Below are 4,216 nucleotides of genomic sequence, written 5' to 3' on the forward strand. Positions count from 1 at the left end.
CTCACTGTGTTTCGGGTTCGCTCCGTCGCCGCACTCGCTCCGCGGCCGTCCTCGTCCCTCGGACGACCACTCCACTCGCTTGCTCCTACGCTCACGGCGCGCCGCCGTGGCGGATCGCGACGGTCTTCACCCGGGTGTAGAAACGCGGGCCCTCCCGGCCCTGCTCCTTGAACGGCGACCCGGAGTCACCGAAGCCGCCGAAGGGCATGTGGACATCCCATCCTGTGGTCGGCAGGTTCACGGAGACCTGTCCCGTGTTCGCCCGGTCGGCGAATGCGTGCGCCCGCGCCAGGCTCGTGGTGAAGATGGCGGCGGCGAGGCCGAAGGCCGAGTCGTTGGTGGCGGCCACCGCCGCGTCGAACCCGTCGACGACCTGGACGACGACGACCGGGCCGAACACCTCCTCGCGCCAGATGTCCATGGTCGCGTCGACATGGGTGAGGACGGTCGGCGTGACGTAGCAGCCGTGCGCGAACGGCTCGTCGGCCGGGGCCGCGCCGCCGGTGACGACACGCGCCCCCAGCGCCCGCGCCCGGCCGATGTGCTCCAGCACGTCGGCGCGGTGGCGGGCTGAGACGAGCGGGCCCATGGTGGTCGCCGGGTCCGCGCCCGGTCCGAGCCGCACCGCGGCCGCCGCGCGAGCCAGGCCGTCGACGACCTGGTCGGCGACCAGGCGGTCGACGATCACCCGGCTGGTGGCGGTGCAGCGCTGACCCGCCTGGCCGAACGCGGCGGCGGCGACCGTCGCGACGGCGAGGTCGAGGTCGGCGTCGGCGAGCACCACCGAGGCGTTCTTGCCACCCATCTCCGTCTGCAGGCGCACGTTGCGATCCGCGAGCCGGCGTTTGATCCGCTGGCCGACGCCGTTGCTACCGGTGAACGACACGGCGGCGAGCCGGGGGTCGTCCAGCAGGGCCGCCTCGATCTCACCCACCCGGCCGGTGACCGTCGCGAATACGCCGCGCGGCAGGCCCGCCTCGCGCAGCGCCTGTTCCAGGCGCAGGGCGACGAGCGGCGTTTCGGTCGCCGGCTTCAGAATCACCGCGTTTCCGGTCGCCAGCGCCGGGGAGAGCTTTCTCGCCGGGGTCAGCAGCGGATCGTTCCACGGGGTGATGAGGCAGACGACGCCGAGCGGCTCGGTACGCACACTTGTCTGCGTACCAGGCCGGGAATCGACGAGCAGATAGCCGCAGGGCTCACGCGCAAGGCCCGCGTAGTAGTCAAGAAAGTCCGCGGACTTCTCGACCTCGACGCTCGCCTCGGCGCGGGTCTTGCCCATCTCGGCGACCAGGTCCGCGGCGATCTCCTCGCGGCGGCGGCGCAGGTTGGCCGCGGCCGCCGCGAGCACCCGGGCCCGCTCCAGCGGCGAGGTGTCCCGCCAGCGCGCCGCCCCCTCGGCCGCCGCGTCGTACAGCGCGGTGACGTCGGCCGGCGACATCGCCGGCACCCGACCCACCACCCGCCGCAGGTCGGCTGGGTCCAGCACGTCGATGAAGGCGCTGTCGGGCGGTGACATCACGGCCAGGTGCTGGCCTGGCGGCGCCGTTGGTGCCATGAGCTCCGGCCGTCCTCTCGATCGCTACGCCGGCGGGGGGCTGGTGCCCCGGCCGCTGATCGAGCACAATCGTAGGAGCGGTCCGCCGTCACCGGACCCATGCAGAACCGCAAGCTAAGGTGTACGCCTCGGGCCGCGGCAGGCAGCGCCGGCAGCGGGTGAGCCGGTCCATGATGGGCCTCGCACACATAACCATCCGCCGCCGGAGGATCTATGAGCCACATCGTCATCGTGCATTACCGGGCGCGCCCCGGCGCCGAGCAGAAGGTGGCCGACTCACTGCGCGAAATGGTCCTGCACACCCGGGCGGAGCCCGGCAACACCGCCTATCACGTCGCCCGGTCGCCGACGGATCCGACGGTTTTCGCGATCTACGAGGAATACGTCGACGAAGCGGCGATGCGGGCGCACACCGAATCCGCGCATTTCGCCCGCTGGCTGCGCGAGGGCACCCTGCCCCACCTCACCGACCGCGTCCGCCACGACCTCGCCGGCCTCGACCCCACCAACACGGCGGGCCGCTCCGACGTGATCGACTCCGCTGACGCGACCGACCCCGCCGGGCCTGCCGGGTCCGGCGACCCGGCACCGCGGGTCTGAACGGGGCAAACGCCCGTCAGGCCCTGGGGCAGATGACGAGGCTGAAGCCGGCTCCACGGCGGTGGCCTGCTGGGGGACGGCGGGCGCCGTCCGGGGACGGCCGGGCGGAAGCGCGGCGGCGAGGACGACCGCGACCAGGCTGATGGCGCCGCACGTCCCGCGGGTGATCTAGTGGCGTTGTGGGAGCCAGAGCGAGGAAAGCTAATTACTCAAGTATGACTATGGCATCTGCGTGACGTAGGTCACGTGCGCGCGGCATGCCGAAGCAACGTCTGACCTGCACCCACTCGTGCTCCTACCAGGACCGGGCGGGCCTGGTCGCCAGTCGGCACCAGCGCCCAATCACAGGGCTACCCCACCAGCCTCTGGCGGGCCGTGGCGGATCGTTAACCCCATAGGCGCATTGCCTGTGGGGCTCGTATGGCTCGGATCACAGTTCGGCTCAAGTCGGATGAGCCTGGACGGTGCCGACCGCGTTCCGGCGGCGGGATTGTGCCGCCGTGGACAGCTCCGAACGATGGTCAGTTGGTCAGAGCCTCCACAGCCGCACCGTCATGTCGTGGCTGGCGCTGGCCAGTGTCCGTCCGTCTGGGGAGAACGCCACCGACACTGCCGCATAGGTGTGGCCGGCGAGGGGCTGGCCGAGCGGCTGTGGGCGGGCCAGGTCTGTCACGTCCCACAGCCGCACCGTCTCGTCGCGGCTGGCGCTCGCCAGTGTCCGTCCGTCTGGGGAGAACGCCACCGACACCACCCGGCCGGCGTGATCTCTGAAGGGTTTGCCGATTGGCCGTGGGCGGCCAGGGTCGGTCACGTCCCACAGCCGCACCGCCCTGTCCCCGCTGCCGCTGGCCAGAATCCGCCCGTCTGGGAAGAACGCCACCGACCACGCCGAGCCACCGTGGCCGGTGAGGGGCTGGCCGAGTGGCTGTGGGCGGCCCGGATCGGTCACGTCCCACAGCCGCACCGACATGTCCTCGCTGCCGCTGGCCAGAATCCGCCCGTCTGGGGAGAACGCCACCGACCACACCCAGTGGATGTGGCCGGTGAGGGGCTTACCACGCCGCTTTGGGCGGGCAGGGTCGGTCACGTCCCACAGCCGCACCGACCCATCCCCGCTGCCGCTGGCCAGGGTCTGACCGTCTGGGGAGAACGCCACCGACACCACCGCGCCGGTGTGGCTGGTAAGGGATTGGCTGAGCGGTTGCGGGCTGGCGGGACCGGACAGGCCCGTGCCTTCCAGCGGATCATCCACTTCTGTCGGCCGCGTCCGGTGGGGTCGAGGCTGATCACGGTCAGGTAGAGGTGTTTGAGGGCGGCCTGCTCGTTGGGGAAGTGGCCGCGGGCCTTGACGGAGCGGCGGAACCGGGAGTTGAGGCTCTCGATCGCGTTGGTGGAGCAGATGACGGTCCTGATCTCGGTGTCGAAGCGCAGGAAGGGGACGAACTCGGCCCAGGCGTTCTCCCAGAGCCTGATGATCGCGGGGTACTTCTTCTCCCAGACGCCCGAGAACTCGGCGAACCGGTCGAGCGCGGCAGCCTCGGTCGGCGCGGTGTAGACGGGCTTGAGGTCCTTCGCGAGCGCGGGCCAGTCCTTCTTCGACGCGTAGCGGAACGAGTTGCGCAGAAGGTGCACGATGCAGGTCTGGACGACGGTCGCCGGCCAGACCTGGGCGACGGCGTCGGGCAGGCCGGTCAGCCCGTCGCAGACGAGGATGAGCACATCGGCCACGCCGCGGTTCTTCAGGTCGGTCAGCACGAGTTGCCAGTGTTTGGCGCCTTCGCCGCCGGTGCCGGCCCACAGGCCGAGGATGTCGCGTTCGCCGTCGGCGGTGACCCCGATCGCGGCGTAGATCGGCCGGTTCGCGACCTGCCCGTCGCGGATCTTCACGACGATCGCGTCGATGAACACGACCGCGTAGACGGCGTCGAGCGGCCGGGCGCGCCAGGCCTCCATGCCCTCGATGACCTTGTCGGTGATGTCGGAGACCTGCTGCCGGGAGACCTCGGTGCCGTAGATCTCGGCGAGATGCGCCTGGACCTCACCGGTCGTGAGCCCCTTCGC

3 protein-coding genes and 2 pseudogenes are annotated in these 4,216 nt (G+C 71.0%); 1 reads left to right on the forward strand and 4 read right to left on the reverse strand.

Features of this window, described 5'->3' with window-relative positions:
• Nucleotides 1–91: 91 nt before the first annotated feature.
• Nucleotides 92–1,555, reverse strand: coding sequence for an aldehyde dehydrogenase family protein (locus BCD48_RS08615; protein ID WP_071047796.1), 1,464 nt, complete (start codon nt 1,553–1,555; stop codon nt 92–94).
• A gap of 213 nt (nt 1,556–1,768) precedes the next feature.
• Between BCD48_RS08615 and BCD48_RS45725 the strand changes: the two genes are divergently transcribed.
• Nucleotides 1,769–2,155 carry a putative quinol monooxygenase gene (locus BCD48_RS45725; RefSeq protein ID WP_083418348.1) on the forward strand — a complete coding sequence of 129 codons (387 nt, stop codon included), beginning with the start codon at nt 1,769–1,771 and terminating at the stop codon, nt 2,153–2,155.
• 529 nt (nt 2,156–2,684) lie between these two features.
• On the opposite strand, the gene BCD48_RS08625 is transcribed toward BCD48_RS45725, so the two are convergent.
• The 3 genes and pseudogenes from BCD48_RS08625 to BCD48_RS08630 all read right to left on the reverse strand — a co-directional run.
• Nucleotides 2,685–3,257, reverse strand: a complete 573-nt coding sequence (locus tag BCD48_RS08625) for a WD40 repeat domain-containing protein (RefSeq protein WP_071047797.1) — start codon at nt 3,255–3,257, stop codon at nt 2,685–2,687.
• Nucleotides 3,258–3,293: 36 nt separating this feature from the next.
• Nucleotides 3,294–3,407: pseudogene (locus tag BCD48_RS55475) on the reverse strand (hypothetical protein); the annotation flags it as partial.
• A pseudogene (locus BCD48_RS08630) lies at nt 3,389–4,216 on the reverse strand (IS256 family transposase); the annotation flags it as partial. The pseudogenes BCD48_RS08630 and BCD48_RS55475, both read right to left, overlap by 19 nt.

This window comes from Pseudofrankia coriaricola (assembly GCF_001854805.1).
Classification (GTDB): domain Bacteria; phylum Actinomycetota; class Actinomycetes; order Frankiales; family Frankiaceae; genus Pseudofrankia.

Excerpts from the sequence above, each read along its gene's own strand:
- BCD48_RS08615 (WP_071047796.1), bottom strand. The coding sequence starts at position 1,555 with ATGGCACCAACGGCGCCGCCAGGCCAGCACCTGGCCGTGATGTCACCG.
- BCD48_RS45725 (WP_083418348.1), top strand. The coding sequence starts at position 1,769 with ATGAGCCACATCGTCATCGTGCATTACCGGGCGCGCCCCGGCGCCGAG.